The organism is Pseudomonadales bacterium, assembly GCA_024234165.1.
Lineage (GTDB): Bacteria > Pseudomonadota > Gammaproteobacteria > Pseudomonadales > UBA5518 > UBA5518.
The window spans coordinates 347,495-362,487 of the sequence record JACKOP010000002.1; the positions used below are offsets into that span (position 1 = coordinate 347,495).

Here is a 14,993-nt window from a genome sequence, read left to right on the forward strand (position 1 = left end):
CCGCTGAGCGATCCGGATGTGCTGGCAGCTCTCGAGGCGTTCGGGGTGGTGGTGGAACCTTCCGATCCGGAGGGTTAGCGCCCGATGTCACCGATAGCCTGCCACAGGCGAATCGGCAGCACGACGAACAACATCAGCAGGAATGCAGGGATGGCGATGCTGTTTACGATCGGAACGAGTGACAGCACGAGCAGGATTCCCATGATGGGAAATTCGATCGGCATGTCGGCATTCTCCTCGGTTCGGAATGGCAGCTAGAGGGTAGCCTATCATGACCAACAACGTCGACATCAAGATCACCGCCAGCGCGGCGCAAGCGCAGTCCGAGATGGCCAGGCTGTCGGGCAGCCTGGAGCGGCTGACGGGGGCATTCAAGCGCCTGGGGCATTACGGGGCGGCAGCGCTTGCCCTGCCAAGTCTTGCGGGGGTCGGGCGGGCCGCTGTGCAGGCAGGGATAGATGTCGTGAGGCTTGCCGACGCCATGACCTTGCTCGATGCGCGAATGACTGCAACAGGGCCAGCACGTGCAAAACGGGCTCAACGTGCGATGACGCTGCGTGTGCCCGCAGGCTCCGGGAACACCCCGCTCAGAACCACCGGTACTGTGACGACAGTTCCCGGCGCTGGCCAGCCCGGTGCTCCGCCACGCGCAGCGGACTGACCAGCAGCATCGACAGCAAGAGGCCCGCACCAAAACCACCGGCGTGGGCCCAGAACGCAACACCGGCCCCGCCGTCGCCGAGCAGCCCGCTCGCGAGCTGGATCAGGAACCAGTAGCCAAGCATAAACACGGCCGGCACCGCGACCGTGGTCACGTAGAAGCCGAGAAAGATCAGCGTGTGCACGTGGGTGCGTGGAAAGAATCGTGCGTAGGCGCCAAGGACTCCACCGATCGCACCCGAGGCGCCGACCATCGGCATCACGCTGCCCGGATCCGAGAAAATCTGCGCAGCAGCTGCAGCGAGACCGGAGAGCAGGTAGAACACGACAAAGCGTACGGTTCCCATCAGGTCCTCGACGTTGTCACCGAACACCCACAGAAACCACATGTTGCCGATGATATGGAGCCAGCCGCCGTGCATGAGCATCGAGCTGAACAGGCTGAACCAGTTGCCGCTGCCGTCGATCACGCACACCAGTCCACGCCCGAGCGCCACCTCGGTGCCGATCGGAGCCGCTCCGAGCAGATCGGCTGGAATCAGCCCATGCATGCACAGCGAGTGTGCCAGTGCCTGTTCGGTGCCAAATCCCTGCACGAACAACCACACCAGCGCGTTCGCCAAGATGATCAGTAGCGTGCCGATCGGCAGGTGCAGCCGGATATTGTCGTCGTAGAGTGGAAACACGCCTCAGTCCAGTGCGCGGCGGATCTGCGAGGCATCGAAACCACGCTGCTGCAACTGGCGCGCGATGCGCTGACGTTCGGCCAGCGTCGCCGGTCGTGCTTCGCCGTGTCGACGACACTTCCACTGCCGCGCCACCTCGACCCACTCGGGAGCCGAGGCGTCGACGCAGGCTGCAGCCAGCTCGCGCTCCACGCCACGTTCGGCGAGTTCATGCAGGATCCGCAGCGGCCCGCGTCCACGCCGGCGCTGCCCGCGCACGAAGGATTCCGCAAAACGCTGATCGCTCTGCAACCCTTCCTCGTGTAGCTGTTGCACGACTGCGTCCACGGGCGCCCCGGACCCAAAGCGGGCCGACAGCCTGACTGCAAGTTCGCGCATCGCATACTCACGGCGCGCGAGCAGATCGAGTGCCGTACGCCGCACGACCAGAGGATCATCGGTGGGCGTCACTGCACGGTGCAGCATCGCCATCGCAGTACTCCTGCCGACAGTCAGACTTCCTCCGGAACCTCGGTCTCCACTTCGACCGCACCACCCGGCAAGGTCAGCGCCTTGGCGCGGATCTCGGCTTCCAGCGAAGCCGCCAGCGTGGAATTCTCTGCAAGGAAACGCGCCGCATTGGCCTTGCCCTGCCCGATGCGCTCTCCCTTGCACGAATACCAGGCGCCTGACTTGTCGATCAATCCGAGCTTCACGCCAAGCTCGATGATCTCGCCCATGCGGTAGATGCCATGGCCGTACAGGATGTCGAACTGCGCCTCGCGAAACGGCGGTGCCACCTTGTTCTTGACGACCTTGACGCGCGTCTCGTTGCCCACGATTTCCTCGCCGTCCTTCACCGAACCGATGCGGCGGATGTCCAGACGCACCGACGAATAGAACTTCAGCGCGTTGCCACCGGTGGTGGTTTCAGGCGAACCGAACATCACGCCGATCTTCATGCGGATCTGGTTGATGAAGATCACCAGCGTGTTCGATCGATTGATATGACCGGTGATCTTGCGCAGCGCCTGGCTCATCAACCGCGCCTGCAGCCCCACGTGTGCGTCGCCCATCTCGCCCTCGATCTCGGCGCGCGGCGTCAGCGCGGCCACCGAGTCGACCACGACCACGTCGACCGCACCGGAACGCACCAGCATGTCGACGACTTCCAGCGCCTGCTCACCGGTGTCCGGCTGCGAGACGATCAGGTCCTCCACCCTGACCCCCAGCTTTTCGGCGTAGGTCGGATCGAGTGCGTGTTCCGCGTCGATGAACGCTGCCGTACCACCGAGCTTCTGGCATTCGGCGACCACCGACAGCGTGAGTGTGGTCTTGCCCGAAGACTCCGGGCCGTAGATCTCGACTACCCTTCCGCGCGGCAGGCCGCCGATGCCAAGTGCAATGTCCAGCCCCAACGATCCGGTGGAGACGGCTGGAATCGACTCCTGGGTCCGGTCGCCCATGCGCATCACGGTGCCCTTGCCGAACTGGCGTTCGATCTGCGCCAGCGCCGCATCCAGTGCCTTCTGCTTGTTCGCGTCCATGGTCGACCCCTCGGGTGTGCTGTGAATGAGAATCTGCGGATGCTGTATATTCAAGCAGAATACTGGATGAATATCCAGCTTCCGGCAACCGCCTGCCGTCGTGCATCCATGCTCGGGCGTCGCGATCGGGTGGCAAGCGCACTATACCCGCGGCGCCAGCACCGCGCACGGGCTCCGGCGTAAGCCGGTTCGCAAGCAGAATGCCGGTAACGGGAGTGTGCGGACAGACCGGTCGCGAACGAATGTTCGGCGCTAAGCCTGCTGCACCGTGGCCCGCTTCGCCATCACGAGCGTGCCGATCCAGACCAGACCGATGAAGTACACGAACCCCAGCGCCAATGTCTTGAAGGTCTCGACATAATCCAGGTGCTCGTGTATCGGAGGGATCGTGCCAACGGTAAGAAACAGCATCGTCGCGAGGTTCACCACCACCGGCAGCCAGCCCATGATCTGGCAGTACACAGTGACGAGGATCAGCAGTCCGAAACAGATCATTCCGTACTTCTCGCCGAACCAGGCGGGGAACAGACTCAACGACCAGGCGAGCGCCAATCCCACCACCGCACCAGCCACACACGCCAGCAGCTTGTCGAATGCGGCGTGCTCCACACCGGTCCAGTACAGCAGGAACAGGAACGCAATCCAGAACTGCTTGACGCCAAGCGCGCTGCCCAATGCGATGAAGCTGCCGATCACGACGATGACGCCGAGCAGGACCAGCAACCCCTTGCCGGGTGTCATCGGTACCGCATTCTGGTTGCTGGAAGCAGGAGTGGTTGCGCCGTGGCTCATGGTGTTTTCCTTATGTCGCTTGTTGATGCGCGGGCAGTATCGCTGTGCCCGGTCAGCCGCGAGCATAACCCGCCCCGTCACGGGGTGGTACCACCCACACCCACCCGCGCCGAAAACGCACCCGACAGCCGCATGATCGAGTCACCGCGTTATAAGTAAAGAACAAACAAATTCTTCGTTTCGAGTGCTTCAGGTTATATGGTGCGCGTCGCAATCCGCTTGATCGAAGCCGATGAGACCTCCCCAGTTCCAGCGCTCCGATCAGCAAGGGGAAAACGTCATGAACATGATTCCGCCACCGCTGCTGGGTGCCACCATCGATGGTACGCAGAGCGAGCTGCTCCGCGCCCTGGCGCGATCGCTGAACGCCGAACAGGCGTTCTGGATCAGTGGCTATTTTGCCGGTATCGCCGAGGCACGCAGCGGTTTCGCTCCACTCGAAGCGTCGGCGACGACCGCTCTCGGCGAACTGGTGACGCACACTGGCGCAGGCGCGTCACCGACGAAAATTGCCATCCTCTACGGCAGCGAAACCGGCAATGCCCGAGCGCTGGCTCATGAAATCGCCGAGCGTGCACGGGCACAGGGCCTCGTGGTTTCGCTCGAAGACCTTGCACGCTACAAGACGCGCGAACTGAAGAACGAGCGGACGCTGGTGTTCGTCACCAGTACCTACGGAGAGGGAGAGCCTCCCGGGCCAGCGGTGCCGTTTTTCGAATTCCTCACCGGCACCAAGGCTCCGAAACTCGAGCAGGCACGCTTTGCGGTGCTGGCCCTGGGTGATTCGACCTACGAGCAATATTGCGAGGCGGGCAAGTTGCTCGATCGGCGTCTGGCCGAACTGGGTGCCGCCCGCATGCACGATCGCGTCGACTGCGATGTGGATTACGAGGTCGACGCGAGGCGCTGGATCGATGCCCTGCTCGACAAGCTGAAGCAGGAAACGTCGCAAACGCAGGTCACGGCTCAGGCTTCAAGCCTGACCTTCGCGGCGTCGGCACCTGCTGTCACGGTACCCGCCTACGGCAAGCACAACCCCTTTGTGGCTCGAATCGGCACCAGCCAGCGGCTCAGTGGTCGCGGCTCGTCGAAGGACACGCACCATCTCGAGATCAGCCTGGAAGGCTCCGGGCTGCGCTACCTACCCGGTGATGCGCTGGGCGTGGCGGCGCAGAACGAGCCGGAACTGGCAGGCGATCTGATCGCTCTCGGTGGCTGGTCGGGCACCGAGACCATCGCCGGACGCAACGGCGCCACCACGCTGCAACAGGCGCTGCAATCGGAATATGAAATCACCGCACTGACGCCGCGCTTCCTGGAAAAATGGGCGCAGTGGTCGGGTGCCACGGAACTGGCACGACTCGAGGGCGAAGAGCGCGCCCGGTTCATGGCGCGGACGCATGTAGTCGACCTGATGCAGTCTCACCCGGTGTCCGGCCTTGCAGCACAGGATTTCGTCCAGGCCCTGCGCGGGCTGCAACCGCGGCTGTACTCCATTGCATCCAGCCTCGAATTCGTTCCCGATGAAGTGCATCTCTGCGTCGCGCCGGTACGCTATCACCTGCACGAGCGCCAACGCCACGGCGTCGCTTCCACCCATCTCGTGGATCGCCTCGCACTCGGTGACAACATCCCCGTCTATGTGCAGCAGAACGAGCACTTCCGTCTGCCTGCCGACACAGCGACGCCCATCGTCATGATCGGTGCCGGCACCGGCGTGGCACCGTATCGCGCCTTCATGCAACAGCGCGAGGCACTCGGCATCACGGCCAGGAGCTGGCTGTTCTTCGGTGAGCGCAATTTCCGTACGGATTTCCTGTACCAGACCGAATGGCAGGCGTGGCTGCGCGATGGTCTACTGACACGCGCCGAGGTGGCGTTCTCGCGCGACCAGCAGCAGAAGCTCTACGTCCAGCATCGTCTGCTGGAACACGGCAAGGAACTCTACCGCTGGATCGCCGAAGGGGCGCATCTCTACGTCTGCGGCGATGCCCAGTCCATGGCCGCGGATGTGCAGGATGCCCTGCTCGCCATACTGGCCGAGCACGGCAGTCTGGACACCGAACTCGCCAAGGAGACGCTGCTGGAAATGCAGACCGCCGGTCGTTACCAGAAAGACGTCTACTGAGGTTCGATGTGAGCAATCCGACTCCCGACGCAAGCGTCGACCGCAGCACGGATCTTTCGCAGCCGCTGCAGAAGCTGAGCGCCGACGAACGCCTGAAGGCCGGCAGCAGGCAGTTGCGCGGAACGATTCTCGACAGCCTTGCAGACGCGCTCACCGGCGCAGTGTCCGACAACGATGCCAAGCTGATGAAGTTTCACGGCATCTACCAGCAGGATGACCGCGATCTGCGCGACGAGCGCCGGCGCCAGAAACTCGAACCCGCGTACCAGTTCATGATCCGCGTCCGTCTGGCCGGCGGCGTGTGCACGCCGGCGCAGTGGCTGCAGCTCTCCGAGCTCGCACTTCGCCACGGCTCGCCTTCGCTGCGCTTGACCACACGCCAGACCTTCCAGTTCCACGGTGTGCTGAAGCGCGACGTGAAGCGCGTGATGCAGGGGCTGCAGGCGGTCCTGCTCGACACCATCGCCGCCTGCGGCGACGACACGCGCGGCATCATGTCCTCGATCAACCCGCATCTCTCCTCATTGCACCGTGAAGTGCTGGAGCTCGCGCGTGCCACATCGGATCACGTGATCCCGCGCATGCGCGCCTACCACGAGATCTGGCTGGACGGCGAGAAATACGCCTCGTCGGAACCGGAAGAACCCGTCTACGGGCAAACCTACCTGCCGCGCAAGTTCAAGTTCGGCTTCGCGATACCACCGTCCAACGATATCGACGTCTACAGCCAGGATGTGGGGTTGATCGCGATCGCCGACGGCGAGCGGCTGCTCGGCTTCAACATCACCGTCGGCGGCGGTCTGGGACGCACCGACCGCGTGCGGGAAACCTATCCGCGCCTGGGGGATCTGCTGGGCTACATCCCGAAGGAGAAGCTGCTGGATTTCGCACACACCATCGTCACGGTCCAGCGCGATTACGGCAATCGGGCCGACCGCGCGCGGGCACGCTTCAAGTACACGGTCGACGACAAGGGGCTACCGTGGCTGCGCTCGGAAATCGAGCAACGGCTGGGGTTTGCACTCGAACCGGCGCGCGAATTCACATTCACCAGCAACGGCGACCATTTCGGCTGGGCACAGGGGTCGGACGGACGCTGGCACCATACGCTGTTCATCGAGAACGGCCGCATCATCGACGCCGAGGCGCTGCAACTGATGACCGGGCTGCGCGAGATCGCTCGTGTGCACCACGGCGAATTCCGCGTCACGCCGAACCAGAATCTGGTGATCGCAAACGTCGCGGAGGCAGACAAGGCGCAGATGGACGCGCTGCTCGAACGTCACGGGCTCGACCACAACAACCGTGCAAGCACGATCCGCCTGAACTCGATGTCGTGCGTCGGTCTGCCGACTTGCGGGCTGTCGATGGCCGAAAGCGAGCGCTATCTGCCGCAGTTCGTCTCGAAGCTGGAGCCGCTGCTCGAACGGCATGGCATTGGCGGGGTGCCGATCACGCTGCGCATGACGGGATGCCCGAACGGCTGTGCGCGACCCTACATTGCCGAAATCGCATTCACCGGTCGCGCGCTCGGGCGCTACAACATGTACCTGGGCGGCGGCCATCACGGCCAGCGGTTGAACCGCCTGTACCGGGAAAACATCAACGAAGCGCAGATCCTCGAAGAACTGGACTCGCTTTTTGCCCATTACGCGCGCGACCGCCACGACGGCGAGCACTTCGGCGATTTCGTGATCCGCGCAGGCCATGTGCGTGCGGTGGCGCACGGGAGCGAGTCGTACGACCCCTGAGCCCCGGCTCGCCACCGTGCGTGCGCGCCTCTGCCCGCGCCCCGTGTCCGGTCCGGCTACTGTCCGAGCTGCTCCTGATAGCCCTTGCGTGCCGCCACATAGAGCTTGAACGGGAAGCCGATCGAAACGCCTTCGAGCGCCGCGAGCAGCATCTCGAGGTGTGCGTCGAAGCCGGCGCAGGCCTTGGCCGGATCCTCTCCTTCCGGAACGCCTACGGTCAGCACCAGCCGGGTGCCTTCCGGCATCGTTTCGAGCTCCCAGCGCAGCGGTCGCGCAGGCTCGTTGCCGCTGCTCCACGAATAGACGAGCAGGCGCGGTGCATCGAGTTCGAGCACCGTGCTGTCGATCGTCGTACCGCTGTCGGCGAAATCGATCCGCACCGCGCCACCGTTGCGCAACTCGATCGAGCCCGGCGCCAGCCACTCGGGCAGCGCAGAGGCATCGGTCAGCTTGCGCCAGACGGTGTTGCGATCATGCCCGATATGGCGCTCGAGCCGGCCTTCGAAACCGCCGTCGACACGGCGGATCCGGCCGAGCCGGATATCCCCTTCTTCCATCATCTTTCCTCCGGCAAATCCCGATATTCAACCTCACCTGCCGCACACCATGGCCGGCGCAGCGAGATCGCAGACACCCGTTTCAGATCAATCGTGAGTAGCGCGCACTGCGCGGACGTCCGATGTACTGATCGAACACCATCGCGATCGCGCGCACGAACACACGCCCCTTCGGCAACACACGCAGGCACTGCGCGTCGACCTCGAGCAGGTCCGCCTCGGCGTACGGTTCGAGGCGCGCGAGTTCATCGGCGAAGCGCGCTTCGAAACGCTCTCCGTAGCGGACTTCGAAAGCGCTGAAGTCGATCGGCATGCTGCACATGATCGCCATGATCACTTCGCGCCGGATCACGTCCTCGCGGCTCAGATCGAAGCCCTTGTCGACCGGAAGCTCGCCCGCCTCGATGCGCTCACCATACGCCTTGATCGAATGGTGATTCTGCACGTAGGCATCACCGATCTTGCCGATCGCCGAGACACCGAAGCCGATCAGATCGCATTCCGCACGGGTCGTATAACCCTGGAAATTGCGATGCAGCCCGTGTTCGAGCCGGGCGCGGTTGAGTTCATCCTCCGGTTTGGCGAAATGATCGAGGCCGATGTAGACATAACCCGCCTCGAGCAGCCGCCGCACCGACATGAAGAAGATCTGCAGTCGCGTCTCCGCCGACGGCAGATCCTCGGCGTGGATCAGCCGCTGGGCCCTGAAACGCTCGGGCAGGTGTGCATAGTTGTAGAGCGCGATGCGGTCGGGAGAGAGTTCGATCAGCCGATCGAGCGTGCGGCTGAAACTGTCCACCGTCTGTTTCGGCAGGCCGTAGATCAGGTCGGTGTTGATCGATCTGAAGCCGTTGTCGCGGCTCGCCTGCAGTGCATTGCGCACCATCTCATACGGCTGGATGCGGTTGACCGCGGCCTGCACCTCGGGATCGAAATCCTGCACCCCGAAACTCGTGCGATTGAAGCCCAGCCCCGCGAGCATCACGAGCGTATCGGAGCTGACGGTACGCGGGTCGATCTCCACGGCGATCTCGGCGTCGGGCGTGAACGCGAAGTGCCGGTGCAACTCGTCCATCAGCGCAGTCAACTCGGCGGCAGCCAGAAAGGTGGGAGTACCACCTCCCAGATGCAGTTGCACCGCCTGTCGGTGCGCACCGAGATGGGGACTCAGCATCTCCATCTCGGCGAACAGCGTCTTCAGGTAAGGCGCTGCGCTGCCGTGATCGCGCGTGATGATCTTGTTGCAGGCGCAGAAGTAGCACAGCGATTCGCAGAACGGCAGATGCACATAAACCGACAGCGGCGCCACCTGCGCCGCCGTGGCCCGTCGCCCGAGATGAGCGAGGTAGGACGATACCGGGTACTGCTCCTCGAAGCGATCTGCCGTCGGATACGAGGTGTAGCGCGGACCGGAACGGTCGAAGCGCCGCACCAGTTCCTCCGACATCTCGAGGTCCGGGAAACGGATAGTCTGCAGGTCGAGCGCAAGACCCTGCGTGGCAATGTTCATGTCGTCACGTCCACAACGGTGCGCACAACCAACTCGAACAGCAGAACCATCTACGCCAGTCCTTCCGCCCGAAGCACCTTCTGCACGCTCGGGCGTGCGGCGACACGCGCCTGGAATGCCTGCAGGTGCGGATAAGGCGCCAAGTCGAAGGCAAGGTGTGCGAACCAGCTCAGCACCACGAACAGGTAGGCATCTGCCGGCGTGAATGCTTCGCCGGTCAGGTAGGGTTTCGATGCCAGCGACTCATTGACGTAGCCCAGCCGCCGCTTGAGCGCTGCATGACTGGATTTGACCACCTCTGGCGACGCGTCCGGCCTGAAAAGAGGGCTGCAGCTCTTGTGTATCTCGGTGCCGATGAAACCGAGCCATTCGTGCACGCGGTAGTTTTCCAGCGTACCCTCGGCAGGCATCAGCCGTCGCTGCGGATCCTGTGCTGCTATCCACGGCAGCAGTGCCGAATTTTCCGTGAGAACATCACCTGAATCGAGCACCAGTGCCGGCACATAACCCTTCGGATTCAGCGCGAGAAAGTCCTCGCCACTCGATGTCTTGTGCGCCGGGTCCCGGATATCGACGCTCACGCACGCATATGTCTTGCCGGTTTCCTCGAGCAGGATATGGGCTGCCATCGAACAGGCGCCTGGAGAATAGAAGAGTTTCATGGACAAACGACCTCCTCGGAAAACGATCGCGTGGATCGGGGTGGAATCACGGCACAGGGCCGCTGCAAACCGGATGCGGGATGGGCATGCTGCACGTTTGTGTGCAGCATTCTACGCATGCCCGGCCAACAGGGCCACACCGGCACCGGACACGCGATCACGCATCCAGAGCAGGGGTATGTGTGATGGCGAATACCGCTTCCGGATCGACCTCATGCAATCAGATCCGCGATACGCGCAACCTGATCGACGTCGTCGCTGGTGGGAATCAGGTGCACCTCGTCGGCACCCAGATCCTCGAGCTGATCCAGCACGCGCTTCAACTGCGCCAGCGTGCCCGCGAATCCCGTCACGGGCAGCATCGCTTCGAGTGCTGCAGGCTCGATCCAGTTGAAATAGTGGCGCAAGTGGCGCTGCACCTGCGCGCGACTCCGATCCCCGATGGCGAACCAGAACGATGTGGTCAGTCGCGGTTCGGGGCGGCCTCTATCGCGCCAGGCTGCCCGCGCCTGGTCGAATGCAGTTGCCACATTCTCCATGTTCAGATCGAAGCTGAAACCCGATATGCCGTCGGCCCATTGGGCAGCGGCGTGAACTGCCCTGGGGCCTTGTGCTCCGGCCAGCAGCTCGGGGCCGCCCTGGTGCCACGGCACCGGACCGATCGGCTGCAGCGTCGACACCACCTTCTCGCCGGCCCACACCCGCTTCATGATCGCAACGCGCGCCGCCAGATCCGCGTGATTGCGCGTCGCAGGGTCTGCGCCAACCGCCACGTAGTCCTCAATCCGGCCACCGATGCCCAGGCCCACCGTGAGCCGACCGCGGCTCAGCATGTCGCCTGTCGCCAGACTCTTCGCCAGCATCACCGGGTCATGGAGCTGGGCAACGATCACCGTCGTCTTCAGCCGCACCCGCTGCGTCCATGCCGCGCAGGCGCCCAGCAAGGTCATGGTTTCCGGATTGTCGAACGCCATGCGCTCGCCGAAACACAGCGAACCGAATGGCCCCTGGTCCACCGCGCACGCCCATTTTTCCAGCGTCGTGCGATCCACATCCGGCTCCATGATCGGCAAGGTCATGCCTATCTGCATCTCGGGCTCCGGCTCCTGTCAGTGCGGTTCATTGTACCGGGCCCGCCCTTCGGCGACAGATGCAGCGAAGCAGTCGCTGTATGACAACGGCACTTGGCAGACGTGTAGACTTCGCGCTCATCATTCGTGTCCCCTCCCATGCTTCGGCTCCCGAGGCGCAGCTCGCTGGTATCAGGGGCGGACATTAGGCACCGGAGCGTGGTGTGACAGCGCATTCAGGAACGACGAAACAGGGGGGCGCAATCTCCGCCTGAGCCTGGTCTTCGAGGACGGGCTGCAGGCCGATGTCGATCTGTCTGCGTGGATTTGCGGATACGCGCGCCCTGAAGAGGCTCTCTAGCGCCAGCATGTTCGCCCAAGCGCGCATCAGCGAGCATGGAACAGCGGTGATCTGGATCGACGACGAACTGGATCTCGGCACCGACAACTTGCACAACCTTGCCGTCGAACAGGCCGGCGGTATCGGGCATGAGCGCGACCTTGTACCGGCCCCTCCCGGACCGGACAATGAGCGCCCCCAGTTTCGTCTGACGAGACGCCATGCGTAAATTGCCGGAAGGTCATCCACTTCCCCAACGGCCGCACTGGAAGCACGGGCGCTACTGGTACGTTTACCGCAACCAATGGGAACCGTTGTCACGCACTCACACCGAAGCGATCAGCGCATGGTCAATCGGGGTAAACCCGCAGGCCGGCATGACAGAGCTCGTTGACAGCGTGCTGATTGCCATCGAGAAAAGGGACAACCTCACCGATGCCGGCATCCGATTCGAGCAGGAAAAGACCGGGGCGCGTGTCCTTGTGGCAATGGCACCCGAACTGCAAGACGTGATTGCAAAAGCACGATCTGTGCGCGGCCTGATGTGGTCACGTCACCTTTTCCATCTTCGAGGCAACCTGCGTTTGTGCCAGACAACGGTCGTCGAAGGGCCGAAAATGCGCAAAACCGTAGACAATTTTTAAAACCTTAGACAGTCAGCCAATGCAACCCATTGATTTAACAACTACAACCCCACACACACCGATGATGCAGCAGTACCTGCGCATCAAGGCGCAGCACCCGAACGAGTTGCTGTTCTACCGCATGGGTGACTTCTACGAACTGTTTCACGACGACGCCAGGCGCGCTGCCGCACTGCTCGATATCACGCTCACCGCGCGCGGCATGTCGGCCGGGCAGCCGATCCCGATGGCTGGCGTGCCGCACCATGCGGTCGAAGGGTATCTGGCGCGACTGGTGCGCGCTGGCGTCTCGGTCGCGATCTGCGAGCAGATCGGCGACCCCGGCACGAGCAAGGGCCCGGTCGAGCGCGAAGTCACGCGCATCGTCACGCCCGGCACGTTGACCGACGAATCACTGCTCGACGCGACACGCGACAACCTGCTGGTCGCGGTGGCAGAAGCGGATACGCGTTTCGGGATCGCAGCGCTGGATCTTGCGAGCGGACGCTTCCACGTCCTCGAAGTCGACGGGGAGGAGGCACTCGGCGGGGAACTGCGCAGACTGCAGCCAGCCGAACTGCTCGCGGCCGAGCACACTGCACGCCGCGCAGCACTCGCGAACCAGGCGGGACTGCGCACACGCGCACCGTGGGAATTCGACGTTCGCAGCGCCACCGAGTTGCTGAATGCACAGTTCGGCACCCGGGATCTCGAGGGCTTCGGCTGCGCGCACCTGAGCGCAGGAATCGGCGCTGCCGGCTGCCTGCTGCGCTACGCACGCGAGACCCAGCGCAGCGAACTGCCGCACGTGCGGGCATTGCTGGCAGACGCACGCGAAGACGCCGTGGTGCTGGATGCAGCATCTCTGCGCAATCTCGAGATCGACAGCAATTTCACCGGCGGCGACGAACACACGCTGGCGTGGGTACTCGACACCACGCAGACCGCGATGGGCGGTCGCTGGCTGCGGCGCTGGCTGCGGCGACCACTGCGCCGGCGTGACGAACTCGAGGCGCGTCAGGCGGCAATTGCAGAGCTGCTCGACGATGCCCGCTACGACGCACCACGCAAGGTGCTGGCGACGATCGGCGACATCGAACGCATCCTCGCACGCGTGGCACTGCGTTCGGCACGCCCGCGTGACCTGAGTCGACTCGGCGCTGCACTGGGGAGCCTGCCTGCGCTGCACGACTGCTGCGCGCGGCTCGAGGCGCCATCGACACGCAGGCTGCTGGATACGATCGGCGAGTTTCCGGCACTCGTTGCCGAACTGGGGCGTGCGATCAGCGAGAACCCGCCGGTAGTGATACGCGATGGAGGCGTGATCGCCGACGGCTACGACGAGGAACTCGACGAACTGCGTTGCCTCGATTCCGGTGCGCACGACTTCCTGCTGGCACTCGAGGCACGCGAACGTGAACGTACCGGACTTGCGAATCTGCACGTAGGCTATAACCGCGTGCACGGCTACTACATCGAACTCGGACGCGCGCAGGCCACGCAGGCCCCGACGGACTACATACGCCGCCAGACGCTGAAGAACGCCGAGCGTTACATCACACCCGAACTGAAGGCCTTCGAGGACAAGGCACTCAGCGCGCGCGCCCGCGCTCTCGCACGCGAAAAATGGCTCTACGAGCGACTGCTCGACCGTCTGCTGGATGATCTGGTGCCACTGCAACGTGCGGCCGCGGCGCTGGCCGAGCTCGACGTGCTCGCCACGCTGGCCGAGCGCGCCGCCACGCTCGATTACTGCCGGCCGCGATTCAGTGAGGGACAGCGTCTGCGCATCAGCGCCGGGCGCCATCCGGTCGTCGAGCGAGTGCTCGATGCCCCGTTCATCCCGAACGACCTCGCACTCGACGAACACACGCGCATGCTGATCATCACCGGACCAAACATGGGCGGCAAGTCCACCTACATGCGCCAGGTGGCGCTGATCACTCTGCTCGCACACATCGGCAGCTTCGTGCCGGCCGGCGAAGCCGAAATCCCGCTGGTCGACCGTATCTTCACCCGCATTGGCTCATCGGACGATCTTGCTGGCGGGCGCTCGACGTTCATGGTGGAAATGACCGAAACCGCGACGATCCTGCACAATGCCACTGCAAGCAGTCTGGTGCTGATGGACGAGATCGGTCGCGGCACCGGCACCTTCGACGGGCTGTCGCTGGCATGGGCAGCGGCAGCGCGGCTTGCGCGGGAGCAGCGTGCATTCACCCTCTTCGCCACGCATTATTTCGAGCTGACCGCCCTGCCGGAAGAGACCGAAGGCGTCGCGAACGTCCACCTCGACGCGACCGAATACGCAGACCGCATCGTATTCCTGCATGCGGTACGCCCAGGCCCGGCAAGCCGCAGCTACGGGCTGCAGGTGGCAGCACTCGCCGGTGTGCCGCAATCGGTGATCGCGGAGGCGCGCCACAAGCTGCGCGAACTGGAAAGCCCGCACGCGACCAACTCTGCGAGCACACCACCGGCGCAGGCACAATTGCCATTTGACGTGGACCCGCGCGGTGAGGCCTTGCTGGCTCGCCTGCGCAACATCGACCCCGACGCACTGACACCGCGCGAAGCGCACGCGCTGCTCTATGAGCTCGGGCTGGAAGCGCGCGATCTATAGATGAATATTTGATGCATCTCTGGCGCGTAGCGCACGACGTGATAAACTGAATCCGCTTTCGACAT

The 14,993-nt window shown here is 63.6% G+C and carries 14 protein-coding genes; 5 read left to right on the forward strand and 9 right to left on the reverse strand.

Annotation, left to right across the window (positions count from 1 at the left end; genetic code table 11):
• Nucleotides 1-74: 74 nt before the first annotated feature.
• The 5 genes from H7A12_07275 to H7A12_07295 form a co-directional block, all read right to left on the reverse strand.
• On the reverse strand, nt 75-224 hold the full coding sequence (locus tag H7A12_07275; protein ID MCP5320611.1) for a hypothetical protein: 150 nt from the start codon (nt 222-224) through the stop codon (nt 75-77).
• Nucleotides 225-587: 363 nt separating this feature from the next.
• On the reverse strand, nt 588-1,346 hold the full coding sequence (locus H7A12_07280) for a rhomboid family intramembrane serine protease (GenBank protein ID MCP5320612.1): 759 nt from the start codon (nt 1,344-1,346) through the stop codon (nt 588-590).
• 3 nt (nt 1,347-1,349) lie between these two features.
• A complete protein-coding gene (locus H7A12_07285; protein MCP5320613.1) occupies nt 1,350-1,817 on the reverse strand; it encodes a regulatory protein RecX in 468 nt (155 codons plus the stop codon).
• 20 nt (nt 1,818-1,837) lie between these two features.
• The gene (gene recA, locus H7A12_07290) at nt 1,838-2,872 is read right to left on the reverse strand and encodes a recombinase RecA (GenBank protein MCP5320614.1); all 1,035 of its coding nucleotides are present in this window, start codon (nt 2,870-2,872) and stop codon (nt 1,838-1,840) included.
• 252 nt (nt 2,873-3,124) lie between these two features.
• Nucleotides 3,125-3,664 (reverse strand): hypothetical protein, encoded by a 540-nt coding sequence (locus H7A12_07295; protein MCP5320615.1) that lies wholly within the window; start codon nt 3,662-3,664, stop codon nt 3,125-3,127.
• 286 nt (nt 3,665-3,950) lie between these two features.
• On the opposite strand from H7A12_07295, the gene H7A12_07300 reads away from it, so the two are divergent.
• Nucleotides 3,951-5,792: an assimilatory sulfite reductase (NADPH) flavoprotein subunit gene (locus H7A12_07300; GenBank protein ID MCP5320616.1), complete on the forward strand. Its 1,842-nt coding sequence runs from the start codon at nt 3,951-3,953 to the stop codon at nt 5,790-5,792.
• Nucleotides 5,793-5,800: 8 nt separating this feature from the next.
• A complete protein-coding gene (gene cysI / locus H7A12_07305; protein ID MCP5320617.1) occupies nt 5,801-7,543 on the forward strand; it encodes an assimilatory sulfite reductase (NADPH) hemoprotein subunit in 1,743 nt (580 codons plus the stop codon).
• Between the two features lie 56 nt (nt 7,544-7,599).
• On the opposite strand, the gene H7A12_07310 is transcribed toward cysI, so the two are convergent.
• From H7A12_07310 to H7A12_07325, 4 genes are all read right to left on the reverse strand, one after another.
• On the reverse strand, nt 7,600-8,100 hold the full coding sequence (locus H7A12_07310; protein ID MCP5320618.1) for an SRPBCC family protein: 501 nt from the start codon (nt 8,098-8,100) through the stop codon (nt 7,600-7,602).
• A gap of 82 nt (nt 8,101-8,182) precedes the next feature.
• Nucleotides 8,183-9,610 carry an oxygen-independent coproporphyrinogen III oxidase gene (gene hemN / locus H7A12_07315; GenBank protein MCP5320619.1) on the reverse strand — a complete coding sequence of 476 codons (1,428 nt, stop codon included), beginning with the start codon at nt 9,608-9,610 and terminating at the stop codon, nt 8,183-8,185.
• 50 nt (nt 9,611-9,660) lie between these two features.
• Nucleotides 9,661-10,272 (reverse strand): glutathione transferase GstA, encoded by a 612-nt coding sequence (gene gstA / locus H7A12_07320; GenBank protein MCP5320620.1) that lies wholly within the window; start codon nt 10,270-10,272, stop codon nt 9,661-9,663.
• Between the two features lie 212 nt (nt 10,273-10,484).
• Nucleotides 10,485-11,351, reverse strand: a complete 867-nt coding sequence (locus H7A12_07325) for an LLM class flavin-dependent oxidoreductase (GenBank protein ID MCP5320621.1) — start codon at nt 11,349-11,351, stop codon at nt 10,485-10,487.
• A 296-nt stretch (nt 11,352-11,647) separates the two neighbouring features.
• Here H7A12_07325 and H7A12_07330 point away from each other — a divergent pair, with 296 nt between their 5' ends.
• The 3 genes from H7A12_07330 to mutS all read left to right on the forward strand — a co-directional run bounded on the left by H7A12_07330 (nt 11,648) and on the right by mutS (nt 14,928).
• Nucleotides 11,648-11,911 (forward strand): hypothetical protein, encoded by a 264-nt coding sequence (locus H7A12_07330; GenBank protein MCP5320622.1) that lies wholly within the window; start codon nt 11,648-11,650, stop codon nt 11,909-11,911.
• A complete protein-coding gene (locus H7A12_07335; GenBank protein MCP5320623.1) occupies nt 11,904-12,326 on the forward strand; it encodes a hypothetical protein in 423 nt (140 codons plus the stop codon). Before H7A12_07330 ends, H7A12_07335 begins: the two co-directional genes overlap by 8 nt.
• Nucleotides 12,327-12,387: 61 nt before the next feature.
• Entirely contained in the window at nt 12,388-14,928 is a 2,541-nt protein-coding gene (gene mutS / locus H7A12_07340; GenBank protein ID MCP5320624.1) for a DNA mismatch repair protein MutS, read from the forward strand.
• The last annotated feature ends 65 nt before the right edge of the window (nt 14,929-14,993 follow it).

Coding starts and splice junctions, on each gene's coding strand:
- H7A12_07275 (MCP5320611.1), bottom strand. CDS start 224: ATGCCGATCGAATTTCCCATCATGGGAATCCTGCTCGTGCTGTCACTC.
- H7A12_07285 (MCP5320613.1), bottom strand. CDS start 1,817: ATGGCGATGCTGCACCGTGCAGTGACGCCCACCGATGATCCTCTGGTC.
- recA (MCP5320614.1), bottom strand. CDS start 2,872: ATGGACGCGAACAAGCAGAAGGCACTGGATGCGGCGCTGGCGCAGATC.
- H7A12_07295 (MCP5320615.1), bottom strand. CDS start 3,664: ATGAGCCACGGCGCAACCACTCCTGCTTCCAGCAACCAGAATGCGGTA.
- H7A12_07300 (MCP5320616.1), top strand. CDS start 3,951: ATGATTCCGCCACCGCTGCTGGGTGCCACCATCGATGGTACGCAGAGC.
- H7A12_07310 (MCP5320618.1), bottom strand. CDS start 8,100: ATGGAAGAAGGGGATATCCGGCTCGGCCGGATCCGCCGTGTCGACGGC.
- hemN (MCP5320619.1), bottom strand. CDS start 9,610: ATGAACATTGCCACGCAGGGTCTTGCGCTCGACCTGCAGACTATCCGT.
- gstA (MCP5320620.1), bottom strand. CDS start 10,272: ATGAAACTCTTCTATTCTCCAGGCGCCTGTTCGATGGCAGCCCATATC.
- H7A12_07325 (MCP5320621.1), bottom strand. CDS start 11,351: ATGACCTTGCCGATCATGGAGCCGGATGTGGATCGCACGACGCTGGAA.
- H7A12_07330 (MCP5320622.1), top strand. CDS start 11,648: ATGTCGATCTGTCTGCGTGGATTTGCGGATACGCGCGCCCTGAAGAGG.
- H7A12_07335 (MCP5320623.1), top strand. CDS start 11,904: ATGCGTAAATTGCCGGAAGGTCATCCACTTCCCCAACGGCCGCACTGG.
- mutS (MCP5320624.1), top strand. CDS start 12,388: ATGATGCAGCAGTACCTGCGCATCAAGGCGCAGCACCCGAACGAGTTG.